This is a genomic window from Aliidiomarina sp., assembly GCF_022565475.1.
Classification (GTDB): domain Bacteria; phylum Pseudomonadota; class Gammaproteobacteria; order Enterobacterales; family Alteromonadaceae; genus Aliidiomarina.
On sequence record NZ_JAIUMR010000002.1, the window covers coordinates 197,509 to 223,676 of the forward strand.

The window sequence follows — 26,168 nt, forward strand, 5'->3', positions numbered from 1 at the left end:
AAAAATCGTCGCGTAAACTCCAGTGGAGCTTATGTGGGCAGAACGAGTTCGTGCAACGGTGCGGGCTTGGCAAAATAAAAGCCTTGTAGTAAGTCGCAGTGTTGAGCACCGAGAAATTCAACTTGTTCGGCAGTTTCTACACCCTCTGCAACAATTTGCAGATGCAATAGGTGCGCCATGGTGATCAGGCCTTGCACAATAGCAACGTCGCCTTGGTTGTCGGGCAAGTTTTGAATAAAACTACGGTCCAATTTGATTTTATTCACCGGCAAACTGCGCAGATAGCTCAAGCTTGAATAGCCCGTGCCAAAGTCGTCAATAGCAACCTGAATACCCAGCGAACGCAATTCATCCATAATGGCGATGGTTCGATCAGCGCCAAGCAGGAGCACGCTTTCGGTCACTTCCAACTCAAGCAATTGCGGTGGTAATTGGCTCGCTTTTAAGACCGACTTCACTTCGTCGACAAAGCCGGTGCGGCGAAACTGTAGCGGGGAAATGTTGACTGCAACTCGTAACGATTGCTGATGTTGCTGATTCCAAGTCGCGATATCGAAGCAGGCTTGGCGCAAAACCCAACTGCCGATGGTAACGATTTGTCCGGTTTTTTCCGCTAACGCAATGAATAAGCCCGGCGGTACAATGCCCCGCTCTGGGTGCCGCCAACGAATCAGAGCCTCAACTTCAACCACCTTGTTATCTTTTGACTGCAGTAATGGTTGGTAAAACAACGTGAATTGTTCTTGCTCAATCGCTTCCATGATTTCGCGTCGTAAGTTGGCATACTCGGTCGTCAACGAGTCGTCACTCTCATCTGACCAACACCAGGTGTTCCGACCTTGGCGTTTCGCCTCATTCATTGCTGAAATTGCATGTTGCAAGGCGTCAAGGGCGCTAGTTGCTTTTGGCTTGCGCTCACAGAGTCCAATGCTGGCGCTGACATGAAGACGGTGTTCGCTGACCGCAATCGGTTGGGCGAGAACATTCAGCAGTGTCTCGGCAACATCGACGGCCTCGGCTTTGTTGTCGACGTTTGGCATCAATACCGCGAACTCATCGGCAGCGACCCGCGCGACAATACCTTGTTCGCCGAAGATGGTTTTCATTCGATGTGAGACTTCAATTAATAGTTGGTCGCCAACTTCATGGCCAAGACTCTGATTTAGCGAACTAAAGTCATCTAAATCGATGTACATGACGACGGCTAAACCGGTCGTTGGGACTCTATTATAGCGCCACAATTCCTCTTCAAACGCCTGACGATTATACAATCCGGTTAAGTGGTCATGGTTTCTTTGTGCAGCCAGCTGTGCTTCTTGTTGGCGTTGCTGAGTGACATCCTGCTGAATCCCGATGTAATGTGTGCAAAGGCCATTGTGATCAAAAACGGGACTAATGATCAGGTGATTCCAAAATGGCGTTCCGTCTTTGCGATAGTTTAACAAGGTGACTTCAACTTCGCGTTGGCGGCGAATGCCCTCACGCAATGCGTGTACTGCCTCTGGAGTTGTATCGGCTCCCTGCAGCATGCGACAGTTTTGACCGATAATTTCGTCAGCAGCGTAACCTGTGATTTTCAAAAAGGCGGGGTTTGCATACACAATTGGCATGTTAGTTTTGCGGGCGTCGCTCATGACAACGCCATGCGGGCTCGACTCAATACCACGATTGAGCAATCGTAAACGCTCCACTAGTTCATGTTTTTCGGTGATGTCTTGGCCAATGCCAAACACCCCAACGAGCTCACCTTCGACATAAATCGGCAAATTCGTGATTTCAAGCCAGTAAACTTTGCCACTGGCATGGTAAACCGTTATTTCGTAATGCTGAGGCTTGCCTTCTTTGGCCAACGCGAAGGAGCGATCGGCTAGCTCGCGGAACGCTTCCGTGACAAAGGCGTTGTAGTGCTGACCTTGGACTTGTTCTACGGAAAAACCCGTGATTGCGCTGCCGGCCGGATTAATGGTCGTTAAGTAGCCGTCTAGATCCATTTCAAAAACAGCGTCCGGGTGGTGATGAAAGAGAGACTCGTAGCGCTGATCGGTACCGATGCGCAGACGCCGCTCCTGATAATGTGCAAGCGCGAGTGCGACCATGCTTGCAGCACGGCGAAGCACACTGATTTCGACTTTGGACGGGCTTCTCGGTTCGCGATAATAGGTGGCGAAGGTGCCATAGAGTTCGTTGTCGACTGTCACAACGGGGATAGACCAGCATGCAGCGATGTTTTCTTCACGAGCCAGATCGTAATAGCCATCCCAGTTTGGGTCGTTAAAGATATTTTCAGTGATGACGAGCTCACGGGAAAAGGCGGCGACTCCACAGCTACCCACCTTTGGACCAATCACCAGATCCTGTAATGTTTCATTGTAGTGAGTCGAAAATTGACTTGAGGGATGCATGCTCAAGGTTTGATGGGCGGCATCGAAGTGCATAATAGAAATCAGCGCCGCAGGAATCTGCTGCTCAACCCAATCAGTAATCGCTTCAAGTAGGACGTCCAGATCGGCATGTTCGCCGATGAGCTGAAGGACCCTTTCACTACTCATATTCATAAACACTTGATTTCCTGCGCAGCGATTCGACTACTAGGTATAGCCGAAAACTAAGAAAATACGAGCTTTTTCGTGCGTTCGGATAAAAAAATCATGGTCTCTGATCAACACCGTAAAATGTGTATTGCAGTTACTCATAGTGATCCTTTTCTTTGGTTTGTCCATACTCCTCAAAGATAACAAGTCGACCGAACTTGTCGAATTCGATCCATCGGCCTACAGGAACGTACCGATTGACCTACTTACGCTTTGTCTCAGATCACCATGACCTCACCACTGCTTACGTTGGTGAACACCTTTTTAGTTTAGTTCTACTTTCAGTGGCGCTCGCCACTCTCGCCTCATACGTGAGTTTGTTGCATACCAAACTGATGCGTTCGGCGACGAGCCCTGCGCGTCGGCAGCTTTGGCATTTAAATGGTGCGGTAGCGATGGGCGCCGGCGTGTGGGCGATGCACTTTATTGGTATGGTCAGTTTCCGCATCGATGTCCCGGTACTTTATTCACCGGTGATCACCGCAGTTTCCGTATTGCCGGCCATTTTTGCCGCCTGGATTACCTTGTGGGTGCTACATAATGCGCAAGACCGTTGGTCAGCGATTGTGCTAGGCGGTGTCATGATGGGGGCTGGTATTGGCGTCATGCATTACACGGGCATGGCTGCTATTCGCACCCATGCTGAGATGCTTTATTTACCCGGAATGTTTGTACTTTCAGTTGTAGTGGCGGTGGTTTTGGCCATTGCTGCCTTGGGTGCTCGAAGAATCTTGCGCCCTTATATCGCGAAAGCCACGACGCGGATTGTTGTGAGTGCTGTCATCATGGGGTGTGCGATTTCGAGCATGCATTATACAGCGATGCACGCGACCGTCTTTCTTCCCGCTTCGGCAGGCGCGACATCTGTTGTCGCGGGTGCCGACAGTAATCTCATTGTCATGACCACATTAATTGTTGCGGTCTTTATTGTTGTTTTAAGTACGGTGGTGGTTGTTTTGATGAACCGCCAACAACGTCTCTCCATGCAAGCTCAGTCTCGAGGCGCGCAAGTAAAAGCCTTAACCGAGCGCCTACAGTCAGTGGCTGAACGTATTCCTGGCATGGTCTATCAGTTGCATCGTGATCAATCTGGATTTATGTCCTTTCGCTATTTGAGTGATGCGGTTCAGGAGCTTTTCGATGTCTCAGTCAATGAAGCGATTGAAGATGCGCGTCGCGTTCTCAGTAAAGTCCCGACGCGAGAACGAGAACTTATTTTCGCCAGTTTAAAAGTAAGTGCGGAAAACTTAACTCCGTGGAACTATGAGTTTCCTGTGGAAAGGTCATCGGGACAAATCCGTTGGCTGTCCGCTACTTCGATACCTCAACGTGAGGACGATGGCGGCGTCAGCTGGAGTGGATTTATTAGTGACGTCACTGATAAGCGCAAAGCCGATGAAACCATTAAGGAGCTAGCTTTTTCGGACACGCTCACGGGGCTACCAAACCGTCGCAGTTTGCTTGACGAACTGGCAACGCGTATCGAGAAATTAGAGCGCCGTAGTGCTCCACTTGTCGTCATGATTGTAAATTTGGATAACTTTAAACGTGTGAATGACGTGCATGGACAAAAGCAAGGTGATGCGGTGCTCCAAGAAGCGACGAAACGGATGCAAGAGGTCTTATCTGAGCGTGCGTTTTTGGCTCGAGTGACGGCGGATGAGTTTGTTATTGTTACCGAATTTACCGATGCCGATCAGGCTCGCCTGGCTTGTGAGCAGAAATCCTCGGCATTGCTTCGGGCGTTGCGAGCACCTTTTAATTTGCCGAGTTTGCGTCATCAATTTACCGCTAGTATCGGCATCGTTATGACCGATAATAGTTGGTTGGGCGCGGAAGAATTGTTGCGTCGAGCTGATTTAGCGGCCAGTAATGTGAAAAGTGTGGGTGGCGACCATTTTGCTTATTATCACCCGAGTATTGAGAAGGAAATTAGCGCTCGGTTCGCCCTCGAAAACGATCTACGGGCTGCGGTGGACACGGACCAACTTGTCTTATTCTATCAACTCCAAGCCGATGAACGCGGTCAATTCATTGGCGCCGAGGCGTTGTTGCGTTGGCACCATCCGTCTCGAGGCATCGTGTCGCCTGCGGAATTTATTCCGTTGGCTGAGGAAAGTGGCCTGATTGTTCCGATTGGTGCGCAAGTGTTACGTCAAGCTTGCCAGCAACTGGCGCTTTGGCAAAAAAATGAAGCGACACAACATTTACAAATGAGTGTGAACGTGAGTGCGAAGCAGTTCTACCAGTTGAACTTTGTTGACGTGGTCTTGAGTGAAGTGCAGGCCGCAGGTATCCGGCCGGAAGGGTTGAAGCTTGAGTTGACGGAAAGTCTGGTGTTAGAAGATATGGATTTAGTGCTATCGAGCATGCATCGACTGAAGCGGGAAGGTATCTGCTTCAGTATGGACGATTTTGGGACCGGCTATTCAGCACTGTCGTATCTGTCGCAGTTGCCGTTTGACGAGGTAAAAATCGACCAAGCCTTTATTCGCCGTGCAAGTATGGCCGAACATGAACGCGACTGGACGATTGTTGTGGCGATAATTCACATCGCCCAAGACCTCGGTATGGAAGTGATCGCCGAGGGCGTGGAAACCAAAGTGCAACAAGAGCGTCTCGCTGCCAGCGGTTGTTTGCGCTACCAAGGCTACTATTTTAGCCGGCCAATGCCGGTCGACGAGCTACCGCTTTAGGATGCGAAGTAACTCGGTTTCGATGGCAAAGACGTGCGGATCATCCGCATCGAGCTGACGGAGTGCTTCGGCTAAGTTAAGCAAATAGTCCGGATTCGGACCGCTCGGACCTTCCGACCGGGCGATATGTGCGGCGATGTCCGCCTCATTGGCGGCGCCAAGAAACGCTTCATTGTCGGGACCAGCGACATAGACCAAGCCTTCAACCTGCTGATCCGCTTGATGATCGAGCCACTCAAATGTGGTGAAAAAACGCAAGTAACCGTTTTTTTCCCGATGATCGAGATGAGTAAATACATCCGGCGTGACTTCATAAGCCATACCTACACAGCTTGCCTGTGGCGCCTCAATTAGCGTCGCCACGCGACCGGGCTTCTCCGGCGTTCCACGATGATCATGCGATCCCTGCCAAAAGCGCCGCTGCCAACCATGAATACGCGCAGGCCGGCGCTGTAGATAGGGAAAATCAGCCTTGTAAATGAGCGACCCATAACCAAATAACCACACCGACTCAAGATGGTCGAGCGGTAACCGCTTCTGATTCTCTGCAATCGTGTTATGCGACATACAACCTCACCCGTGAACAACGCCCATACTATGCCACACCGACTCCCGCAAAAGAATATGGCTCGGAGCCGGAATGCGCATTCCGGCTCCGAGCCGTAATTCTATCTAGCTGATTATGTGGGATTTTGCTGCGACACAAACTGTCGTTGCAGAATGTTACTATAACATTTAGCGTAAAACGAAGGTTGGCGCTAGAGTGGTTTTGCTGGTCGTGGTAAAACTAACGGTAGGTGAACTGATAAGGACAACGCATGCAGCAGGAACTTGTACCCGGCTTGGTCGTCGCACACAGTCATCGTCTCGAGGACTTAACCTCGGTAGCGGTGACTTTTATGGCGAATTATCCGCTGGCGCCGCTCGAGGAAGAGACCGTGCTGGTGCAAAGCAACGGTATTGCCCAGTGGCTGAAAATCAATTTGGCCGAAGCCAATGGTATTGCGGCCATGCTGAACGTAACCTTGCCTGCTCGCTTTGTTTGGAAAGCCTACCGAGCCGTGCTTGGCGATAGCATTCCAAAAGAGTCACCGTTTGACAAAGACCGCTTAACTTGGCGGATTATGCGCATTTTGCCCAAGCTGGTCGCGGCAAATCAGGACGGTGTTTTTAGCTCATTGGCGAATTATCTTGGCGCCAGTGCGGCCCAGCCAAGTCAACAGGATGATCAACGCAAACTGTTTCAGCTAAGCCAGCGCATTGCCGACCTTTTCGACCAATACCAAAACTATCGTGCGGACTGGCTTGATCACTGGAGCGCTGGTCGCGACTTTCTCGATAACGACAGGCAGCCGGTTCCGGAGAAAGACCTTTGGCAACCGCAATTGTGGCGCGCGCTCGTCACCGACATTGGACCGGAACATTTTTGGACCAACCGGGCTGAGCTGCATCGGCAGTTTACCCAGAAGGCGAAGGCACTCACCCAACGTCCCGCAAACATGCCTCCGCGGCTACTTATTTTTGGTATTTCCAGCTTGCCGCAGCAGACTCTCGAAGTGCTCGACGCCATAAAGGGCTTTACCCAAGTGGTCCTGTGTGTCCACAACCCGTGTCAGCATTACTGGGCTAATATTGTCGACGGTAAAGAGGCGCTGAAACAGGTGCTCAAGCAGGCGCCACGCCGTCACGAATTAAAAGCCGACATGGCTGAAGACATCGCCGATGATGAGCTGCATCATCATGCGCAGCCGTTACTGGCTGCCTGGGGCAAGCAAGGTCGTGACTATATTCATTTGCTTGACCTGTATGACGAAACCCTCGCCAAACAAGAAGCGTTCGAAAGCATCCGTTTTGAGCTCTTCGACGAAACTCCGGCGGAAAACTTACTGCAACAGTTACAAAATGACGTGCTGAATTTACGTCCTTTGCATGAAACTCAAGAGCATTGGCCGCCGGTTGCAGCACACGATCGTTCGTTGCAGTTCCATAATTGCCACAGTATTCAGCGTGAAGTTGAAGTGTTGCATGACCAACTCCTGGCGGCTTTTGCCAATGACAAAGAGCTACGCCCGCGCGACATCATGGTCATGGTACCTGACGTGAATGCCTATGCACCGCATGTGCAGGCAGTGTTCGGGCGGCTTGATCGACAAGACCCACGCCACATTCCTTTTACCATCGCAGACCAAGGCCAGCGTCATCAACAGCCGCTCATGGTGGCATTGGAATTGCTATTAAGCCTGGAACAGTCGCGGGTGACCCAAGCGGATGTCTTTTCATTACTGAGCGTACCGGCGTTGCAGCAGCGCTTCGGTTTCAGCCAGCAAGAAATCATTGAAGTACAACGCTGGCTCGATGACGCCGGTGCACGTTGGGGGCTAGACGCACAACACCGTGCACAGTTTGGTATGCCAGAGCAAACTGCCACAAATAGTTGGTGGTTTGCGCTTGAGCGCATGGTGTTCGGCTATGCCATCGGCCGGCCTGCTAGTGAAGAACAAGCGCGTTGGCACGATATCGAACCGTACCATGAAGTCGCTGGCCTCAGCGCCGATGCGGTCGGTAAGCTCGCTAGCCTCATTGAAGCATTAAACCAATGGTGGCATCTCACTCAGCAGCGTCACGCCATGGTCGCATGGGCACAGCACGCTGGGCACTTGCTAGCACGCTTCTTTGCTGCCACCGATGATGACGAACAAGTGTTGTTGACACAATTGCAGCAAGTGCTCGAGAGCTTGCAAGAGGTTGTCAGCGAGAGCGGCCTAACGGCAGATTTAGAGCTGAGTATTTTCAAAGAAAGCTGGATGTCGCAAGTAGACCAACCGAATTTGAATCAACGCTTTTTGGCTGGCGCGGTGAACTTCGCCACACTGATGCCAATGCGGGCGATACCATTTCGCCACATCTATGTCCTCGGCATGAATGACGACGCCTATCCGCGGCGGCAACCTAGCTCTGACTTTGATTTAATGGTCGAGCGCTATCGGCCTGGTGATCGGGCGCGTCGTGATGACGACCGCTACTTGTTCCTCGAGGCCTTACTATCGGCGCGTGATTGTTTTTCCATGAGTTGGGTAGGTCACAGTGCGCAAGATAATAGTGAATGGCCGCCGTCGGTGCTGATTGCCCAATTGCGCGAACATATTCAACAAGGGTGGCGACTAGAAAGAGCCTCGGGCGAAAGTAAGGACTTACTTGCTAACCTCACCTGCGAGCATAAACTGCAAGCGTTTAACCCGTTATATTTGCAATACAGCACCCCACAGCCGCCGTATTTTACCTACATGCATGAATGGCTTGCGGCGCATACCGACAGCGCTGATCAGCAGCTCGACGTGCCGCCATGGCAAGCCGATGCCCAAGAACAACGTGTGCTAAACGTGCGTGATCTGGTGAAGTTCTTGCGCGAGCCTGCGCAGCCGTTTTTTAACTACCGGCTCGACACCTATTTTGTCAGTGATGAAAACCAAACCAATGACAGCGAAGCGTTTTCCTTAGACGGTATCAGTGCATGGCAAATCAAAGAAGAGCTGCTGGCTGGCAGTTTAACTTGGCTGCAACACATTCATGCGCACACGCCCGAGCAACTTGCCGAACTGGAAGACTTGGAATCGCTGCAAACAACCTTGCAACCGCAATTGGCGCGCATGCAGCGTGAAGGCCGGCTTGGCGTCGAACCGATGACAACGGTTTTAGCGAACCGTTTATTTGATAAAGTCACACCGCAGTTGCAACATGCAGCAGCTTTATTGCAAGCCTATCCAATAGCGGTTCCGGACCGCGAACTTGACTATGTTTGGGGCGAGTTTGTGCTGCGAGATGTGGCACAGCAGCTGTATCAGAACGAACTCGGCGAACAATTACAGTTGTTGGTGTCGAGCAGCAGGCTGAGCGAAAAACATGAGTTTTTGCCGTACGTGAAACACCTCCTGCTTAGCCTTGTGAGCGGTAACCGTGTGACCACGGTGGCCCTATTTGCGCCCGATCAATATGGCAATGTGAAGACATTGGAATTGCCACCATTAAATCGCGACCAGTCCGTCAACGTGATCACGGAGCTGCTGAGCGAGCTTCGTCGTCAGCTCAGCTCACCATGCGGTACAGTTGGCGAACTGGCGCTGAGCTGGTTGGAAACCTATACCCAAGCCATTTCCGGCAGCAAGCCGAACGCAAAAGGCAAACAAAACACTGCTCCAGTGAGCGCCGAGGAAGCCATAGACATCGCCAATGAGAAAGTGCTTGAGACTATCGACAGCTCATCGGCAGGTGATTTAAGTGCTTGGCGCTACGCCGGTCGCATTGAAAGTGATGCGGCAACCATGTTGGCTAGCGATAGCTTTTGGCAGTTACTCGAACGTGTTTACGGGCCATTTGTGCGGTTAAAACACGGGCAGCCTATTGAGTTTGCCCTTCCAGAATCGGATTTCGCCGAGCAAGCAGATAGCAAAACAGATAGCAAAGGAGATGCTTCATGAGCCATATTCTTGATCCCTTGACGTTTCCATTGCATGGCAGCCGTTTAATTGAGGCCAGTGCAGGTACCGGCAAAACCTACACCATCGCCGCTTTGTTTGTACGTTTGGTACTTAAACATGGCCAAACTGGCGAGCAAGGCCAGCCTGCGACAGCGTTTGAGCGCGCGTTGCAACCGAAACAAATTTTGGTCATGACCTTTACCCGAGCCGCAACCGCCGAGCTCGCCGACCGTATTCGCGCTCGACTCAGTGAAGCAGCGACTTATTTTCGCCACACTGACCACGACAGCAGCGATAAGTTTTTACTCGAGCTCAAACAAGACTGCCTTGCAACCGCAGGCGCTGGTGCGTTATCCACGTATGCGCGGCAGCTCGAACTTGCAGCTCAATCCATGGACGAAGCCTCGGTAAGCACCATTCATGGTTGGTGTCAGAAAATGCTCACCGAGCATGCATTTGCCAGCGGCAGTTTATTTGACCAAGACGTCGAAACGGACGAAGAAGAATTGCAGCTTGCGGCAGCAGAGGACTATTTCCGGCATTTTGTTTATGGCCTTGCCCCTGAACTTGCGGAACAAGTTTTAGCTATTTTGGATACGCCAGAGCGCCTACTGCGCAAAGTGGGCCGGCAACTCATCGATAGTCAGCAAGGCTCGAGCACGGCAAATTTCCCGTCACTGGTCGACACTTATCGTCAGGCCGAAAGTGAAAATTTAGCGGCGGTCACTGACTATCGAGACAAATATCGAACCATTGCAGCCCGTGTCTATGAAGCGATTATGGCCCTGCCAGATAGCGGCAATAAAGGCCGCAAAAACGCAGCGCAAGCTCTGCATGCTTGGGTTACTGGCGAGGTAGCGCAACTGTCTCTTGGCAGTGATTTAAAATACCTAAAACCGGCAGATATCGAGAAGAAATTAGCCGGGGCAGCGCCAGATGGTCTCGCTATTCTGAGTGAATTGCCCGCTGACTACGCAGCATTAAAAGGCTTAAGTGCTAAATTTGAGTCCATGGTGCTCTTGCATGCTCGCGACTATTTGCATGGCCGCATTAATGAGCTGAAATTGCGAGCTGCCGTAATGGGGCATAACGACATGCTCACCCGTTTACGCGACGCTTTGCGTGGGCCAAACGGTGCCGATTTAGCAGCGACTATTCGGCAACAATATCCCATTGCCTTGGTCGATGAGTTCCAAGACACCGACCCCATTCAGTACGAGATTTTCGACCGTATCTACGGTATTGCCGACAATGACGTTAGCACAGGGATCTTTTTAATCGGCGACCCAAAGCAGGCGATTTACAGCTTTCGAAATGCCGATATTTTTACCTACTTGCAAGCCCGTGAAGCAACTGCGGGGCGTCATTACACGTTAGCAACTAACTTCCGCTCTTCTCACAACATGGTTGCAGCAATCAATGACTTATTTGCCCGTAGCGAGAACAATAGCGAGCGCGGTGCCTTTTTATACCCAGACATTCCGTTTCAGCCAGTTGCGGCCAATGGCCAAAAGCTCGAATTTCGTGGCTTAGACGGGGAACCGGCAGCAGCATTGCAATGGCAAATTGGCAGCGAGCCAGTAAAAACCAAAGGCGACTATCAGCGCCCAGCTGCAAATTATCATGCCAATCTAATTGCTCAATTATTAAACAGTGAGCGCGCAGGTTTTTATCAGCAAGACGGTCAGCGTACAGCGGTGCAACCAAGCGACATCGCTGTGTTAGTGGGCAATGCTAGCGAAGCACGGCTAATTCGTCGTGAATTGTCACTTCGCGGTATTCGCAGCGTGTATTTGTCGGAAAGTGACTCTGTGTATGCACAGGCGGTCGCTAAAGACCTGCTGTTGATTATTCAAGCTTGTGCGCAGCCGCGTGACCCGCAACGCGTTCGCGCCGCCATTGCCTGTCGGTTGCTGCAGTTACCACTGGCCGAATTGGTGTTATTGCAAGAAGACGAGCAGCGTTGGGAAGCGATGGTGGATCGTTTCGATGGCTATCATCAGCTCTGGGAAAAGCGCGGTGTGCTGGCACTGTTGCATCGCATTTTGCACGAGTTTGCAGTACCGAAATACCTACTCGCCAATCAACGCGATGGAGAACGACAGCTAGCCGATGTGCTGCACATAGCCGAGCTATTACAGCAAGCGAGCGCAGCGCTCGACGGCATGGCCAGTCTCGAGGATTACTTTGCTGAGCAAGTTCATGAGTTTAGCTATAGCGGAGGCTTTGGCAGCAGCGGCAAACGCACCAATGCTGAGTCGCTGCAACTGCGCCTCGAAAGCGACCAAGCACTGGTGAAGGTGGTCACTTACCATAAATCTAAAGGGTTACAGTATCCTTTGGTGTTCATGCCTTTTGCGGCCTACACCACGACTGAACAGCACCGAATTCGTTTCCCGAAGAGCTATCATGACGAGCAACGCCAGCGCCAGGTGGCGTGGGACAAATCAAACGCCGACGCCGTGCAGCGCATTAGTGATGAGATACTCGCCGAAGATCTGCGCAAAATGTACGTGGCACTCACCCGTGCTGAATTCGCGACCTTCGTAACCTTACAAGCGGTTGGCGACCCGAATGTCAATCCGCTGTTTTACCTCTTATATGGCGCCGGTGACAAACGCAAAGTGGCGGATTACACTGCGGTCTTTACGGATGCCGAAGCAGCTTGGAAACAGGTGCATACAGCGATTCAGTCAATGCCTTATGAAACTCGAATCAGCTATTCCGCGCCGGTACCAAGCGCACAAAACTTGCAGGCGGCGAAGTTACCGCAGGATCATCGCCTCGAGCGTTGGTGGCTCGCAAGTTACAGTGCCTTGCAGGCAGGCGTGGAAATGCATGCACCGCAAACCACATTAGAAATGAACGTGCTAGAAGAAACGCGTGCAGCTGACGTGGCGCAAGGCGACGAAACAGAAACTACCGCAATGCCTGAGCAGCGCCCTGAGTTCGCCGATCATATTCATATACTACCGAAAGGCGCAGGCCCGGGAACCTTTTTGCACAATATACTCGAAGATGTCGCAGAACGTGGCTTTGCTGAGGTTGCCCACGACGAACAAGCTCGCATGGAGTTAATTCAGCGGCGTTGTCGTAGTGATTTTTGGCAGCCTTATGCGCAACAACTGCAGGAATGGCTGGGCGTGTACTTGCAGAGTGACTTCCCGCTGAGTGCCGAAGGGTCATGCGTGCGGCTTGCGGACTTAACCGTTTACAAAGCCGAGCCGGAGTTTTGGTTCCCGGCCCATGGGGTTGACGTGTTACAACTAGACCAACTCGTCGCAAGCCAGATTCAACCACAGTTTGCACGGCCGAAACTCGAGAAGAACATCCTCAACGGCATGCTGAAAGGCTTTATTGACTTAGTTTTCGAGTATCAAGGCAAGTATTACGTGGCCGATTACAAGTCAAATTGGCTCGGCGAAGACGACAGTGCTTATCATTTTGCCGCCCTGCGGGAGAAAATTCTGGCCAGTCGTTACGACATGCAATACGTCATTTACACCTATGCATTGCACAAGCTGTTGCAAGTGCGCTTGGGGGCTAACTACCGTTATGAAGAGCATGTCGGCGGGGTGGTGTATTTGTTCTTGCGTGGTCATCGCGCTGACAGCCGCGGTGCGTTCTATGACCAAGTGCCTTTCGCGTTAATTGAGCAACTTGACGAATTATTTATGGGTTCATCCGAACCCGTTGCATTCAATTCGGGCTCAGTCCACTCAAACGAACAGGAAGTTGCCCATGACTAAACTGGAGATTTCATTGGCAGAGGTATTAGCTGCGTGGCAAGAACAAGGCTGGCTCCGCCCGCTCGACCGCAGCTTGGCCATGATGTTACTGCGCCAAGGTGCGAGTGATTTTGAAGCCTTGATGGCCGCCTTGGTTTCGCACCAAATCGGGCGCGGGCACACCTGTTTGTCATTGGCCGAGCTAGCCACCGACCCACAGCGTACGCTCGACATTCCTCCAGCACAGTGGGACGCCCGAAATGCTTATTTAATGCACAGCTCAACTGTAATGGAAAACTTATTAAAACCAACCGAGTTGTTATGTCAGGTACTTGGTGAAAATGACCTTAAACTGTTATCAACGCGTTGGCTCGAGCAAGCTCGCCAGGGGCAAACCTGTGCTTGGCAACCTGAACAAAAAACCACAGGGCTGCACCCACTGGTGTATGACGAACACACGCAGCTGCTCTTTTTACGCCGCTATTGGTCGTACGAACAACGCATTAATCATTGGCTCTATGAGCGTATGCAGCGGTCAGCCGATCAAGTCGATGCAGCAACGATAAAGGCAATCGTCGAGCGACTGATTCCCGATGTGACTGAGCACCCAAGTTGGCAGCGGATAGCCTGTGCGAATGCCGCACAACAAAGTTTTAGTGTGATTACCGGTGGACCAGGAACTGGCAAAACTTATACCGTGCTGCGTGTTTTGGCGACTTTGTCTGAATTGCACCGTGTCACCGCACCGGAACGAACCCTGCGGATTGCGCTTGCAGCGCCAACCGGAAAAGCTGCAGCGCGCATGCAAGAATCAATAAGTCAGTCGTTGCAAGACACCCAATCTGACGAATTTAATCAGCTGCAAACAATCTTGCCGGCAAAAGCATCGACCTTACATCGCTTGCTCGGCTCGCAGCGCAATAGCCGCTATTTCCGTCATCATCGAGGTATGCCGCTACCTTACGATGTGGTGGTCATTGACGAAGCGTCGATGATCGACACCGAAATGTTCGATGCGTTGTTAGATGCCTTAGCCCCGAGTACACGCTTAATTCTCCTTGGTGACAAAGACCAGCTTGCGCCAGTTGAAGCGGGGTCGATACTCGCCGCGCTCTGCGAGGGTGCCGAGCAGGGTGGTTACAGCGCTGCCCACTGGCAATGGTTACAAGCGGCCAGTGGCGAACCGCTGCCAGCAGAAACACAAACGGCGGGCTCGCAGACACGCTTAGATCATGTCGTGATGTTGCGTAAATCCATGCGCTTTAGCGGCGCGATTGCGGATTTAGCAATGGCCGTTAATGCCTGTGATGTGGAGGCTGCGAATGCCGTGTTAGCGGCTCATGCGGCCATGCCGTCTGCTCCCGTGCACGTGGTGGAAACTCGGCAGCCACAGAATGCAGCGGTTGCAGCAAACTGGCTCTCGCCGCAACTGCTGAGTGGCTACGACAACTTTATAAAAGTGTGTGGCGAAACTCCGTCACCAGAGGAAACCGATACGTGGGCGTTGCGCGTGCTGTCGGCGTACGGTGAGTTCCAATTTCTCACTGCTTTGCGGGCGGGACCCTATGGCCAAAAAGCCGTAAACACAGCGGTGGCACGACACTTTGGCCAAACGCCAGAGCACTGGTATCACGGCCGACCGGTCATGGTGACGGCCAATGATTACAGTTTGAATTTAAATAATGGCGATATTGGTATCGCTTTAACCCATCCCGAAAGCGGCCTATTAAAAGTCGTATTTCCCGGGCAAGAGCCCGGCACGGTGCGATGGGTATTACCAAGCCGTTTGTCGCAAGTGGAGACCACCTATGCCATGACCGTGCATAAATCGCAGGGCTCTGAATTTGCTCATGCGGTACTGATACTGCCGGACCGTAGCGCGCCTGTGCTGACCAAAGAGCTAATTTACACCGGCATCACTCGCGCCAAACAACAATTGACGTTAGTGATACCCAATGAGCGCGTCTGGAACCAAGCGATCACCCAGCGAATTGAAAGGTTAGGCGGGTTGTTTACTGCGGTATAGCGCTTGATCGGCAGTTCGGTAAAGGGTTGCGTAATTAGCGTCACTTGCAGATCGAGTATGCGCATATCCAATTGCTGCGTCGATTGTGAGTTCCAAGCCCCGATGGTTGACCGGCGCAGTAAACGATTCATTTAGTCGTTGTGAGAGTATAGCGATTGCGGCTTTTGCGTCCTCATCGTGAATGAGAATGGCGTATTCGTCGCCGCCCAAACGACTGATATGGTCATGGTCGCGCACCGCTTGTTTAATTCTCTGAGCGACCGTTTGTAGCAAAATGTCACCCACATCGTGACCATGTGTATCGTTCACAGCTTTAAATTTATTTAAATCTAATAAAATCAAACCGATTTCGCCATGGTTCTTAGCCCTGATGTGCTGAAAAGCTGCGTCTAAACCGCGTCGATTCAGCACCCCGGTTAACGGATCTTGCTGTGAAGCACTGACGGCAAGCTGATGTTTTTGCTGCAAGGTTTGAATTCGATGTGCGAGAGCAAGTGAAAAGATTATACATTCGAAAGCGACCGCGGCCGGAAAGATATATGTGTTTACATCATGGGGGTCAATGATACCTAACGTGCGCGCCACCATAATCAGCGCCGCTAAGAAAACAACACCATGACCAATTAAAAAATACAGCGCGGTTCGGTTCCCTTGCATGACGCGAGTGACTGCCACCATAACTAGAATGATAATTCCAATGAGGGCAAATGGTGCGAAGAGTTTGGTCGACAGCCATTCAATGCGGAGTTGGTGACTCACCCAAGTTAAAAAACATATTGCTGCTAACGCGCTAACCAGTAGGTGAAGGCGCGGTGTATGTTTTTTGGTATGGAGCAGGTTCTGCGAGAACAAGGCAACCGCAAAGCCCCAGAGTGCACCTGTACTTGTTCGATCAGCCCAGCGTGGCTGAACGCCTTCATGGAATAAATACTGAACGCCAAAACTCGTGCCATCGAGTAACAAAAATAGAACTGCACTGGTGCTAAATACGTACCAGGCGTACATAGGTTCACGTAGATTGACAAGTAGTACAAAATTATAAAGTAGTAAGCCAATGACGATGCCGAAAATGATCCCGAAGCCTAAATGCTCGGTCAAATTATTATGCTCAAGATGTTCGACGGTAGTGAGCTGTAATGGGAAAACACTACCGACAGGATCGGTGTATTGCAGATAAATTACAGTGGGTTGTGTGTCGCTTAAATCGAGGCGAATATTTGGATGACGATAGTTGATGTCGCGTCCTTCTCGGTAAGAACTTTGCTTGCCAGAGCGGACTATACGAAGGTCGTCGGATGTTTGCACAAATATGTTCAAGTGGCGCTGGGAAATGGCGCGCGAAACTAAAACCCATTCTCCCGGCGCGGAGTCCTGCGCAAGCAGTTCGATGCGTAGCCACGTCGATTGTGTCGTTCCAGCAACGGCCGCAACACCCAACGCCGGCCGAAACGCGCCATTCTCATAAGCTGCAAGAATGTCCGCAAACGCCATATTCGGGTCGGCATCCGTCAGTATCCATGCATGATCATTCAGGGGTTGCTCAACATTGTTGCTTACCCAATAGGGTGATTGCTGCGCATTCGCAGAGCCACTGCTGAGTGTGAGAAATAGCAGAAATCCGAGCAAACAAAGCCGAAATATCATCTGGTTATGCATCCTTTGCTTCATCACATGTTTGTGATTGCCACCATCCATACAAGGCTAAAAAGGCATTCACTTGATACACCATGGTTTGAATCGCGAATATCACATTGTTATTGGCGAGGTTCACCGCAAGCCAAACGAAGTTAACAATAATCCACAGTAGCCAACTCATCGAATAGCGCAAGATCATGGTGGTTTGCGCGGTCACCCCGAGTACAAATGCAAGCACATTAATTTGATACCAGGAGATATCGAGGCCGAGCAGGGAAAGTGCCGTATCGGTGTCAGCGCCAATAAAACTGTACTGCTGCAACTGCGCGTTTAACCACGGAAAAATTGCCAAGCCAATGGCGATAAATACCCCGGTGATCAGCCATACGGAAAGACCTGCTTGGCGCGGTTGCATATCACCATTGGCGTCTTGGTTGCGTCGCCAGTCGAATAAAGCGTACAGGTGGGTGAGAAAATAAAACAGCGGCGCAAGCATAAGGCCGGTGGCACCGCTGCGCCCTTGCACCATACTTTCACCTAAGTTCGCGACCATGCCGAGGCCGTTGCCAGCTTTGTTTTTGCGAAACGCGAGGGCAAGCACACAGACTAAGCCAATGATGGCAACCATGAGCATGATAACGTCAAAAGTGCTGCGTTCGGTACTCAGCCAAAAACCAGCACTGAGCGCAATGACACCACAACTAAACCAGATCACCGCCCAAGGGCGCGCCCATTCGTTAAGTAACTTGTCGAGCAGCTGCATGTTCAGTCCTTTTTGCCATGGCGTGGCTACACGTCGATACAGACATACTTAAGTTCGGTGTATTCATCCAAACCTTGATGGCCGCCTTCACGGCCCATACCGGACGCTTTGACCCCACCAAACGGTGCGGTGGCATTGGAAATCAGGCCGGTATTGACGCCAACCATGCCCGCTTCAATGCCTTCGGCGACTCGGCGAATACGGCCAGCGTCACGCGCATAAAAATAAGCAGCGAGACCAAACTCTGAAGCATTGGCATATCCCAGTGCTTCTTCTTCGCTGTCAAAAGGAATCAGTGGCACGACCGGGCCGAACGTTTCTTCTTTGGTGCAAAGCATGTCGGGCGTGCCGTTGCTTAAAACAGTCGGTTGGAACCATGTGCCGCCAAGCTCATGGCGAGCACCACCGTAAACCACTTCAGCGCCATGCTGTTTGGCGTCAGCGATGTGTTTCTCTACTTTTTCAACGGCCTTTTCTGAAATCAGCGGACCAGTGGTGACACCGTCGTCAAAGCCGTTACCAACGTTCAGAGCTCGCACTTTTTCGAGTAGTTTTTGGGTGAATGCATCGGCAATTGAGCGCTGGACATAGACGCGGTTGGCGCAGACACAGGTTTGCCCTGCGTTGCGGAACTTACTGTCGATTAAACCTTGCGCCGCTTTGTCGAGATCAGCGTCGTCAAAGACAATAAACGGGGCATTACCGCCAAGCTCAAGGGAAATACGTTTCAGGCTGGGCGCAGACGCGGCCATCAGCGTCGCGCCAACGGCCGTCGAGCCGGTAAAGCTGATTTTGCGCACCAGCTCGCTACTGGTAAAGGCTTCGCCAATGGTTTTGGCATCGCCCGTAACCACACTAAATACCCCAGCCGGAACGCCCGCTTCTTGCGCTAATGCAGCGAGTGCCAAGGCAGTTAAGGGTGTTTCCGATGCGGGTTTAACCACAATCGTGCAGCCTACCGCTAATGCGGGTGCAACTTTTCGGGTAATCATCGCCGCTGGAAAATTCCACGGGGTAATCGCTGCACAGACGCCCACGGGTTCGCGGGTGACAATAATGCGTTGGCTTGCGGTTAAGCCAGGAATTGTCTCGCCATAACTACGCCGTGCTTCTTCAGCGAACCACTCAATGTAGCTGGCGGCATAGGCAATCTCGCCCTTGGCTTCAGCGACCGGCTTACCTTGCTCGAGCGTCATCAGCTCACCTAAGGCTTGCTGATGTTCCATTACGAGCGCATGCCAGCGTTTCAGTACTTGCGCACGCTCGGCCGCAGTTTTTTGCCGCCACACTGGCAGAGCGGTGGCTGCTGCCTGAATAGCACGTTCGGTTTCAGTCGCACCACAATTGGGCACGTGGGCGATAACTTTTTGTGTGGCTGGGTTGGTGACAGCAATTGTTTTCCCGCTGTCTGCGGATCGCCATTCGCCGTTAATCAAGCACTGCTCATAAATGAATTTGCGCAGGTCCGGTCGAATGTCGCTCATGCTGGCACCTCCTCGTTAGTCTTTTGGTTTTTGTTCTTTTGAAAAATTGAGTCCTGTCATACTTTCTAACACGCCATCGCGCTTAATTAAACCGTGATGCAGTGCCGCGCCGATGTGCACCAATACAAGGAGAATGAGTCCCCAAGCAATCAGCGCATGCATTTCCCGAAGAAAACCATACAGCTCCATGCTAATCGGTGTGATATTCGGCAAGGTAAACCAACCAAACACCGATACCGGACGACCTGCCGCGCTTTGCATGAGGTAACCCGATAACGGCATCGCGAACATCGCCGCATATAAAAAGAAATGCGACAACTGTGCGATGCGTTGTTGCCAATGCGGCACCGAGGCAGGTAAGTCCGGCTGCTGCTGACTTAAGCGCAGTGCTAGCCGGATAATCGCCAGTAGTAGCGCCATAACCCCAAACGACTTATGTAGCGACAGCAGGGTGAGATGCCATGGCTCTAGGCTCTGCACCATGGCTAAACCAGCCAGTAACAACGAAATCAGTAGCAGTGCCATGGCCCAGTGAATGATTCGAGCAGCAAGGCTATACGTAGTAATAGTCGACATTAGCGTTACTCCATTCCTTGCTGGTAAAAGTGCTCACGTGCGCGGCGGCGGTATGATTCAGCATACACCGACGAGCGTGCCTGTAAGATTTGGTCATTGGTGGCAGCCATGCCCGGCGGTAATACGAGCGGGTCAAAATTAATGCCGTTACATAAGCCTTCGGACTGATCAGTTGCGCTGTGAATGACGATTTGCCCAGCAACGATTTGTTGGCGGTCAGCTGGCCAACGTACGGTTGGGTCATTTTCATCATCTGCATCGGTAGCTAAGGTAAAGACCAAGTCATACACCACAGGTGCAACATCTAAGCGCGCCATAAACTCGTTTTGCAGCGCGTTCGGGTCATCGCGATCACCTTCAAAGCCGCGGCCGTGTGACTCAGCTTGCGGCACAGCTGCCCAACGTACCGCTTGACGCTGACGGCCATTAACAAGGTAAAAAGCGTTGATGCTGTTGTAGGTTTCAGTCGCATAGCTCTCCGTTGCCGTGTACGACGCTTGCCACTCTCGCGCCGCTTGCGTCTCTGGGTGTGCTGCTAAAAAGGCAGCAACACGCTCAGGATTCGGCCGACCGGTTTCTGGATCCGGTCGAAAGGCATTCATTTGCTCGAAAAATGCTTGGCCGGTACGGACGGGCATCACAGGCGGTGTGTTCATCGCTGTTTGCCAGCGAAGATTGGCTTTGTCGCCGATACTTAACGCCAGGCTGCGCACGCCTGATGCTAAGTCAGGTGCGGTCGGGTTGCCGCCACCGATCGAAATACGACCAACAAAGGGTGTCGCGCCCGGTTGGAAAATCGTTGCGCTGGAATAAGCGCTTAGTTCACCATTGGCAACGAACTCACCGGCCAAACAAAAGCCTTTGGCATGCGCACGACGAAAGCCAAGATGAGGGTTACCGCCTTCTTGAAAATCGACAAATTGTTGGGCGGTGACGCGGCCTTGGCCGAGGCCATTGGCAACGCCATAAAACAAAAGTGCTAGCCCACCGACTGCCACAGCGATAATGCCGTAACGCAGTGCGAGGGAAGAAGATTGCTGTGCCATGTGGATGTCCTGTTTGGTCGTATCTGAGTTAATGTTGACTAACTGAAGCACTACAAGGTTTGTGACCGAATCGATCACTTCACTGGATTATTCATTCGTAACAAAGTTTTACAATGTATAGTTTGTGAACAATTTGTAATTGACTAAGCTTAAACCTGATTCTTATCGATTGAAACTGATTCAACCAAAATTCACTAAGGATAGCGTCATGACCATTCGTATTTTAGGCTTTCTAATTGTCGCTTTTGCCTTCACCGCTGCGGCGTTCAATTCGAGCGCCCATGGGCAAACGCTCGACGAGCTCTGCACTAGCGAGCAATGCCATGATCTCGTCAAAGGCTTTGAGCGCTATGCACAGCATGGCAACACCCACTCGATGGTGTTCCTTGCGTTGGCCTATGCCAATGGCGAAGTTGTTGAGCAAGACCATCGCAAAGCCAGCATGTGGATCCGCGAGTCCGTGCGATTGCGCTCGCCTCTCGGCGCTTATGTGAAAGCGCAGTGGCGTCGTCAGGGTTTTGTTTTTGAGCAAGATGAAGAACGTGCGGAATGGTTGATTGACCGAGCTATTGCAGGTGGTTTTTCTGTCGCGATGTACGATCGCGCCGTGCGCTTCTTGCACGACCCAGAGCGCATGCAAGAAGGGGCTGACTTACTTGAGGAAGCGGCAGATTTAGGCTTGCCCGATGCGCGTTATTTATTCGCGTTGTTGCTTGAACATGGTGAAGTGTATGAACAAGATCTCGTGATTGCCGGTTTGCTCTATCGCGAGCTTGCCGTTGAAGGCTTCCGTGACTCGCGCCAACGTTTAGAAGCGGTGATTACTCAGGTCGAGCGTTCATCAGCGGAAGACGTGCAGGCGGTTGTTGCGCAACTCCGTGCCTATGACGACATGGAAGTAATTACTGTGTACGGCCGATACGGCAGCTTTGATGATCACCTTGCGGCAATTAATGCCAGTGTCCGCGACCGTTTCTACCAAAAGCCAACCGGAACTCGCATGCGCCGTGCGCGCCCTTGTGAAGACACTGTTGGTTGCCGAGTGCTCTTCAATCGCGACTGGGGAGACGTTGCCGTTACTACTCTAGCAGGTGCCTTAGGTCTCCCAAACGGAATGTGACCTGAACCCTATATGGACGCTAACTCACACTTTTATGCGCATAAAAATGTAAAAATTAACACTTTTATGCGCATAAAAGTGTTCTAAGAGAGTTCAGCGCCTTAATTCACTGACGTGGACACAACGGATAGCGCTCACCTAATCGAGAATGAGCGAGCCATCAGTATAATCGAAGATAATGCGCATTTGATTCACGCCATCAATGCTCACCGTTCTGGCAATGATTCCGGCAAAACCACGGCCTTCGCGGAAGAATACGTCGTTCATAAACAGCTCGATGCCGTCTCTGTCGTGGTATCCCACTTTTGCGAAACAAACGCGATTGTTGCAGGTGAAATCTTCTAGATAGACGTCGTTTCGATGCAACTGCTCAGAGTCTCGAAATATTTCTTGGTATTTTGCTTCCACTTCATACGATTCTGAATTTCTGTCAATTTGGCGTGCATATTCGAATAGATTATCGAAATCCCGGCTGAGCATGTAATGTTCTGCAGTCGCACTGCTCAATCCTTGTGGGGGAGATAATTTTGCAAACTCAGCTTCGATCAGATCGCTTGTACTTGCTTGCGTTGTGCTGTCGGCAGATAAGTTTGTTGAGGTCGCCTCTGGGCTTTGATCGCTGTCAGTGACTGAACTCTCCGAATTGCCCGCAAACGCACCGGCGTGTTCGTCTGAAATGTCAGCACTCTTGTTCTGCGCTTGTGTACTTGCATGTTGTGATGTCGAATCGCCGTTGATGCGTGCAGCTTGCTCTGAGTTGACAAAAACAAAATAAACGAGCGCTGCCGCAATGACAATGATTCCAATGATCAAGAGCTTCCCTGATTTCATAATAGTCCTTAAGTTTTAATAAAATAGACCGCAAGCACAATTGCTCAGTCTTTTCGAGACTACTTGATAAGTGACGTCGAATCAAGGACCTTGTGTACCTCAGTGTTTTGATTGGCAGACTAGCTGATATTCCTGTGCGATCTGATACAATACTGAACACCTTAGTACAGTAATGAGTTTTCAGGAGTGGTTATGGCAGTACTCTCTGTTTTAGATCCAGTCTTGGGCAGTGTGCGTAGTTGTAAGCTCCTGCTGTGAATAGGAAATGGCCATGCTCGATAAGTCAGAAAAGTCCGAGTTACAGACGCAAGAGCTGCGTAAATTTGATGCGATGGCGAACGAATGGTGGGACCCCGCCGGTAAATTTAAGCACGTTCTCGCCTTCAATGCCGCCCGTTTGGCAGTCATTCGCGACATGCTGGTGCAGCACTTTCAACTCGATCCTGCGCGCGCCGAGCCGTTGCATGGTTTACGCATCCTCGATGTTGGTTGCGGCGGTGGCTTGCTGAGTGAGCCGCTCGCGCAACTCGGTGCGACGGTGACAGCAATTGATGGCAGTGCCGTCAGTATTCAGATGGCCAAAGCGCATGCGAAGCAGTCTGGGGTTCAGGTTGATTACCGCCATAATTTAGTCGAGGAGTTGTTAGCCCAGGGCATGAAGCCATTCGATGTGGTGCTTAATACGGAAGTGATTGAGCATGTGCAGGATCAGCAAGGGCTCATTGATACCTGTTGCCAACTGTGCAAGGACGACGGCTTATTTGTTATGGCTACGTTAAATCGCACCTGGAAGTCCTGGCTGTTTGGCATTATTGGCGCCGAATATGTGTTGCGCTTGTTACCTCGAGGCACCCACGATTGGCGTTTCTTTGTCACACCTGCAGAGTTCGCGGCCATGCTTAAACTCCACGGTTTCCGTGCCTTGGAGCCGGTCGGCCTGACCTTTAACCCGTTCACCAAGCGCTGGCGCACCTCGTCCGATACCCGCGTAAATTACCTCTTGGCTGCCGTTAAATGATCTCGGCGCGTGCGCTTTCTTTTAAGAAATAAACAGCGAGTGTAATAAAGGCGGCGGTGATGAGTACTAGCGTAAGCCAGTCGAAAAACAGTGCCGTTGCAATCGCTAGGGTAAAACACAAGCCACTCACGCGAAGCCATCGACTGGTTTTATTGAGTGCAAGATAGATACCCAGAATAAGCGCGAGGATAATGGCAACGATCAGGCTGACAAGCCAAATTGAGCTCGGAACCAGGTTATTTCGTGCTGCCACTGAAATCACTCCGGCAATGAGATTGATGCTATACACACCCATCAGCCCGAGGAGCAACAAGCGACTTGCGGTGCTATTGATTTGGCTGCGTAAGCTTTGGTGTAGCGTGGCCAGCACGATCATTTGAACAATGAACAGCGTTACAGCGAAAGCGAATTGTCCGGTCGCTAATGTTCGCTGCTCATACCAGGAGAGCGGATTGGGATTGTTCGCCAACGACTGGAGTAGATAGATCCATAAGGCTGCCGAAATAATTGCCATGACAGCTGCGGTTGTGCGCTGCCATCTTGCTATATGGTTGCTGAGTTGCATCGTAGAACCTCTTAAATTAAGTCGACACGGGATTCAGCTTGCCAACTATGAAACGCCAGACTGACGAGTGCGAGTGAGACCAATACTGGAGCGACGGGGAGTAACATACCGAGACTAAGAAACGGCGCGATAACAGCAATAAACAACATTAAACCCGCCAGTTTGACTGGGGACGCGATGCGCTTTTCGAGGGCTTGTAGGCTTAAGCCAAGTAACGAGGCCGAAATAAGCCCAGTGACTGAAACAGCAAGCATAATGAAGCTTACGGGATGATACGCATCAAACGTTGGCGGGCTGGTGGCAAAAACTTCCACGGTGCGAACCGCAGTAAACAGCAAGCAACTTAGGCTGAGTATTGCCGTGAGTGTGATTGCTGCAAAACGCGTGACTTGATGCTGAACGTGTTGGCCAAGCGATTTGCGGCAGCTGACTAGCAATGCGATGGCGAGGAGCATGATCACTAGCGTGAATGCATCACCCCAGCGAAATACATCGGTAGCTGGCGGGAAGAATTTGCGCTCCATAAACAGGCCAAACTCGGAGAACCAATACAGCGGAACTAAGACCGCCATGGTTAAGGCAAGTGCGGCGGTCTTTCGAGACGTGCTGAGCATATTCATATCCTTATTCTTGATCCGGCTCGTGCGCAAGAATGTCGCCGGGTTGACAGTTGAGTGCCGTGCAAATGGCATCGAGTGTGCTGAATCGAATGGCTTTGACTTTGCCGGTTTTGAGCAGCGAGAGGTTGGTCATCGAAACCCCCACGCGCTCCGACAACTCCGTCAGTGACATCTTGTTCTTGGCCAATTCGACATCGAGATTGATTCGAATACTCATGGTTTACACCTTGTCGACTGCTTCAGATGACTTCAACTTCGTTCTCACCACGGTAAAAATTCAAGGCCAGTAATAGCATCAGTATCGGAAATAAGAAGATATTGATGATGCCCAGAATCACCGTGAACTGGAACACACAGGCGATCAGTAAGCCAGTGGCAAAGACCTTCATGATGCCGTTTAGCTGACGAAAGCGCATGAGTAGGGTAATGGCGAAAATGAAGGCACTGACTGCGTAAAGAAACAGCATGATTAAGGCGTAGATACCAACACCGAGCACTAAAGTTTCCGGATCGTGAGCGAAAAGGCCGAGTGCATAGCCGACATCAACAAAGACCGTGGCATGAAATAGCGCCACGAATACCATCATCAAAATCAGCAGAAATGAGGGCGTTGTGCTCTCGAGTTGGTGGCTAAACTGTTTCAGCAGAAATGCATACACTGTGATTTCCAAAACACCGAGCAACACAAATAAGCCGTCCCAGAAATCCAATACTTGAATATCCTGCGTCATGATTTGAGTAAACGAATCGCCACTCCACCAGTGAGGTGATAACCAGTAAATGGGAAATAAAATCGCAAGTACCACCGCTGCCGCTGAGGCATATTTATACGATTGCGTGTTCATGGTCATTCCTTAGTGAACGTTGAAAACATGAACACCTTACGATCGAAGTTTATGTGGATCAATAATTATTTTATGATTAACGTAAATTAATTTATGTTAACTAAACCAGTAAAAATGAGAAACCCTGCTAAATCATAACGTTATAATTC

General features: G+C 51.1%; 18 protein-coding genes. 6 read left to right on the top strand and 12 right to left on the bottom strand.

The window, feature by feature from the left end:
* Positions 1-29 precede the first annotated feature (29 nt).
* Complete coding sequence (locus LAT77_RS02660; protein ID WP_290562997.1) at positions 30-2,555, bottom strand: EAL domain-containing protein; 2,526 nt, start codon at positions 2,553-2,555, stop codon at positions 30-32.
* Positions 2,556-2,788: 233 nt separating this feature from the next.
* Here LAT77_RS02660 and LAT77_RS02665 point away from each other — a divergent pair, with 233 nt between their 5' ends.
* A complete protein-coding gene (locus LAT77_RS02665) occupies positions 2,789-5,287 on the top strand; it encodes an EAL domain-containing protein (RefSeq protein WP_290562998.1) in 2,499 nt (832 codons plus the stop codon).
* Here LAT77_RS02665 and LAT77_RS02670 read toward each other — a convergent pair.
* The gene (locus LAT77_RS02670) at positions 5,276-5,854 is read right to left on the bottom strand and encodes a gamma-glutamylcyclotransferase (RefSeq protein ID WP_290562999.1); all 579 of its coding nucleotides are present in this window, start codon (positions 5,852-5,854) and stop codon (positions 5,276-5,278) included. The two genes, LAT77_RS02665 and LAT77_RS02670, sit on opposite strands and share 12 nt — an antisense overlap.
* Before the next feature lie 251 nt (positions 5,855-6,105).
* On the opposite strand from LAT77_RS02670, the gene recC reads away from it, so the two are divergent.
* From recC to recD, 3 genes are read left to right on the top strand one after another with little or no spacing between them, the layout of a single operon-like run.
* A complete protein-coding gene (gene recC / locus LAT77_RS02675) occupies positions 6,106-9,762 on the top strand; it encodes an exodeoxyribonuclease V subunit gamma (protein WP_290563000.1) in 3,657 nt (1,218 codons plus the stop codon).
* On the top strand, positions 9,759-13,511 hold the full coding sequence (gene recB, locus LAT77_RS02680; protein ID WP_290563001.1) for an exodeoxyribonuclease V subunit beta: 3,753 nt from the start codon (positions 9,759-9,761) through the stop codon (positions 13,509-13,511). The genes recC and recB overlap by 4 nt, the downstream gene beginning before the upstream one ends.
* A complete protein-coding gene (gene recD, locus LAT77_RS02685) occupies positions 13,504-15,516 on the top strand; it encodes an exodeoxyribonuclease V subunit alpha (protein WP_290563002.1) in 2,013 nt (670 codons plus the stop codon). The genes recB and recD overlap by 8 nt, the downstream gene beginning before the upstream one ends.
* Here the strand turns inward: recD and LAT77_RS02690 are convergent.
* From LAT77_RS02690 to LAT77_RS02710, 5 genes are read right to left on the bottom strand one after another with little or no spacing between them, the layout of a single operon-like run.
* Positions 15,490-17,160: a diguanylate cyclase gene (locus LAT77_RS02690; RefSeq protein ID WP_290563003.1), complete on the bottom strand. Its 1,671-nt coding sequence runs from the start codon at positions 17,158-17,160 to the stop codon at positions 15,490-15,492. The genes recD and LAT77_RS02690 overlap by 27 nt on opposite strands.
* Before the next feature lie 4 nt (positions 17,161-17,164).
* A complete protein-coding gene (pnuC, locus tag LAT77_RS02695; RefSeq protein ID WP_290563004.1) occupies positions 17,165-17,914 on the bottom strand; it encodes a nicotinamide riboside transporter PnuC in 750 nt (249 codons plus the stop codon).
* Between the two features lie 26 nt (positions 17,915-17,940).
* Positions 17,941-19,398: an NAD-dependent succinate-semialdehyde dehydrogenase gene (locus tag LAT77_RS02700; RefSeq protein ID WP_290563005.1), complete on the bottom strand. Its 1,458-nt coding sequence runs from the start codon at positions 19,396-19,398 to the stop codon at positions 17,941-17,943.
* A gap of 15 nt (positions 19,399-19,413) precedes the next feature.
* Complete coding sequence (locus tag LAT77_RS02705) at positions 19,414-19,974, bottom strand: cytochrome b (RefSeq protein ID WP_290563006.1); 561 nt, start codon at positions 19,972-19,974, stop codon at positions 19,414-19,416.
* A 5-nt stretch (positions 19,975-19,979) separates the two neighbouring features.
* A complete protein-coding gene (locus tag LAT77_RS02710; RefSeq protein ID WP_290563007.1) occupies positions 19,980-21,020 on the bottom strand; it encodes a catalase family peroxidase in 1,041 nt (346 codons plus the stop codon).
* 208 nt (positions 21,021-21,228) lie between these two features.
* Here LAT77_RS02710 and LAT77_RS02715 point away from each other — a divergent pair, with 208 nt between their 5' ends.
* The gene (locus tag LAT77_RS02715; protein ID WP_290563008.1) at positions 21,229-22,140 is read left to right on the top strand and encodes a tetratricopeptide repeat protein; all 912 of its coding nucleotides are present in this window, start codon (positions 21,229-21,231) and stop codon (positions 22,138-22,140) included.
* 138 nt (positions 22,141-22,278) lie between these two features.
* Here LAT77_RS02715 and LAT77_RS02720 read toward each other — a convergent pair whose 3' ends face one another.
* Positions 22,279-22,971, bottom strand: coding sequence for a hypothetical protein (locus LAT77_RS02720; protein WP_290563009.1), 693 nt, complete (start codon positions 22,969-22,971; stop codon positions 22,279-22,281).
* 271 nt (positions 22,972-23,242) lie between these two features.
* Here LAT77_RS02720 and ubiG point away from each other — a divergent pair, with 271 nt between their 5' ends.
* Positions 23,243-23,989 (top strand): bifunctional 2-polyprenyl-6-hydroxyphenol methylase/3-demethylubiquinol 3-O-methyltransferase UbiG, encoded by a 747-nt coding sequence (gene ubiG, locus LAT77_RS02725; protein WP_290563010.1) that lies wholly within the window; start codon positions 23,243-23,245, stop codon positions 23,987-23,989.
* Here ubiG and LAT77_RS02730 read toward each other — a convergent pair.
* The 4 genes from LAT77_RS02730 to LAT77_RS02745 form a co-directional block, all read right to left on the bottom strand.
* On the bottom strand, positions 23,982-24,503 hold the full coding sequence (locus tag LAT77_RS02730) for a hypothetical protein (protein WP_290563011.1): 522 nt from the start codon (positions 24,501-24,503) through the stop codon (positions 23,982-23,984). The two genes, ubiG and LAT77_RS02730, sit on opposite strands and share 8 nt — an antisense overlap.
* 62 nt (positions 24,504-24,565) lie before the next feature.
* Positions 24,566-25,168, bottom strand: coding sequence for a hypothetical protein (locus LAT77_RS02735; RefSeq protein WP_290563012.1), 603 nt, complete (start codon positions 25,166-25,168; stop codon positions 24,566-24,568).
* Positions 25,169-25,178: 10 nt separating this feature from the next.
* The gene (locus tag LAT77_RS02740) at positions 25,179-25,391 is read right to left on the bottom strand and encodes a helix-turn-helix transcriptional regulator (RefSeq protein ID WP_126792202.1); all 213 of its coding nucleotides are present in this window, start codon (positions 25,389-25,391) and stop codon (positions 25,179-25,181) included.
* Positions 25,392-25,413: 22 nt separating this feature from the next.
* Positions 25,414-26,019, bottom strand: a complete 606-nt coding sequence (locus LAT77_RS02745; RefSeq protein ID WP_290563013.1) for a hypothetical protein — start codon at positions 26,017-26,019, stop codon at positions 25,414-25,416.
* Positions 26,020-26,168: the final 149 nt, after the last annotated feature.